Annotated in this window: 1 protein-coding gene and 1 pseudogene; one reads left to right on the forward strand and one right to left on the reverse strand. The window is 68.3% G+C overall.

The features are described from left to right. Positions 1 to 114 precede the first annotated feature (114 nt). Positions 115 to 1,803, forward strand: coding sequence for an AarF/ABC1/UbiB kinase family protein (locus tag VF794_RS40720; RefSeq protein ID WP_331119292.1), 1,689 nt, complete (start codon positions 115 to 117; stop codon positions 1,801 to 1,803). Positions 1,804 to 1,825: 22 nt separating this feature from the next. On the opposite strand, the pseudogene VF794_RS40725 reads toward VF794_RS40720, so the two are convergent. Next, positions 1,826 to 2,129: pseudogene (locus VF794_RS40725) on the reverse strand (hemolysin); the annotation flags it as partial.

Consider the following 2,129-nt stretch of genomic DNA (forward strand, 5'->3'; position numbering starts at 1 on the left):
AAGGGGGCTTGATCGAGGCTCCCGGATGGGGGTTGTTGGGCCTCACACAGGCTTTCCCAGGGGGCTGCTTGGGGTTTGCCGGGGGCGCGGGCTCGTGGAAAGGTGCCGGCCACCGTGCTCCTCCAGGATTTGAACCGCGTCCGGCAGATTGGGGTCATCGCAGCGCGCCACGGCTTCGGCGAGTGGCTGGAGCGCGCGGGCGTGTGGCGGATGCTCGGCCGGCGGGAGAAGGTGGAGGTCTCCTCCGAGGTCCAGCGCGCCTCCACCGCGCGCCGCTTCCGGATGCTGCTCAATGATCTGGGCCCCACGTTCGTGAAGCTGGGGCAGATCCTCTCCACGCGAGCGGATCTGCTGCCAGCCGAGTTCATCGAGGAACTGGCGACGCTCCAGGACCACGTGGAGCCCTTCCCGCTGGAGGACGTGTACACGCGCATCCGCGAGTCGCTGGGCCGGGAGGCGAACGAGCTCTTCAAGCACATCGCTCCCGAGCCACTGGCGGCGGCGTCGATCGCCCAGGTGCACCGGGCGGTGACGCTGGAGGGCGAGGAGGTGGTGGTGAAGGTGCAGCGGCCGGGGATCTCCGAGCGGATCGACTCGGACCTGGTGGTGCTGCGCTCGCTGGCGAGGCTGCTGGAGGCGGTGGTGGAGGAGACGGGCATCTACTCCCCCACGGGGATCGTCGACGAGTTCGACCGGGCCATCCACGAGGAGCTGGACTTCGTGCACGAGGCCTCGAACATCCGAGCCTTCCTGGAGAACAACCGCAACCGGCCGTACATGACGATTCCCCGGGTGTACGACGGGCTCAGCAGCCGGACGGTGCTGACGATGGAGTTCATCCGGGGGGTGAAGATCAGCCAGGCGGAGCTGTCGCCGGAGGATCGGCGGGAGGTGGCGGGCCACATCCTGGACACGAGCTTCCGGCAGCTCTTCGAGGACGGGCTCTTCCATGGGGATCCCCACCCGGGGAACATCCTGGTGCTGGAGGGCAACCGGCTGGCGCTCCTGGACTTCGGGGTGGTGGGCCGGCTGTCGCGCGCCATGCAGGAGACGCTGGTGATGCTGGTGCTGGCGGTGGCGCTGAAGGACAGCGACTCGGTGGCGCGGATACTCTACCGGGTGGGCGTGCCGGACGCGCGGGCGAACCTGGTGGGCTTCCGCAACGACATCGAGAGCCTGCTGGGGCGGCACCTTCCGACGACGCTGGGCGAGGTGGACGCGCGCAGCCTGATGAGGGACCTGCTGGACCTGGCGGTGAAGTACCGGATCCGGATCCCGAAGGAGTACGCGCTGCTGAGCCGGGCGTCGGTGTCCACGGAGGGCATTCTGCGCACCCTGTACCCGGAGCTGAACATCGTCGAGGTGGCGATGCCGTATGCCAAGGAGCTGCTGGCGGACCGGTATGATCCGAGCCAGCTCCAGGGCGGGCTGATGCGGACGCTCCTGCGCTTCCAATCGCTGGCACAGGATCTGCCGACGCAGCTGTCGCAGATCCTGCTGGACCTGGAGTCGGGGAAGTTCAGCGTGACGGTGCGGGCGGATCAGTTCGACAAGTTGAACGAGAACCTGCGGAGCGCGGCGATCGTGATGTTCATGGGCCTGTGCGCGTGCGGGTTCATCGTGGGAGCGTTCATCTCGTTCGCGCAGACGCCGATGCTGTACCAGGGGGTTCCGGTGCTGGGCCTCCTGGGCATCGCGATGTCCGCGGCGCTCTTCGGAGCGACCTTCACCTGGTACCTGTTCGGCAAACGCTTCGGCAAGGTGCGGGTGAGCCGCTGGCTGGCGAAGAAGCGGCGCCGGTAGACGGCCGCCAGCCAGCGTTCCCTCACGGCCTCACCACGCGGACGCGGTGGTTGTACGTGTCCGCGATGTAGAGCGTGCCGTCCTTGTCCACCTCGATGCCAAAGGGCCTCGCGAGCAGCGCCGACGTCGACGGCCCGTTGTCCCCGGTATCGCCCGACTTTCCGCACACCCCCGCCACCGTGTGGATGAGCCCGTCCGACGTCACCCTGCGCACGCACGAGTGGTCCGTGTCCGCGATGTACAGCGAGCCGTCCGCTCCAATCGCCACGTCCGTGGGCCGGGCCAGTCGCGCCTGTACCGCCGGCACGCCCTCGCCGATCTCCCCC

The organism is Archangium sp. (assembly GCF_036389735.1).
Taxonomy (GTDB): Bacteria; Myxococcota; Myxococcia; order Myxococcales; family Myxococcaceae; genus Archangium.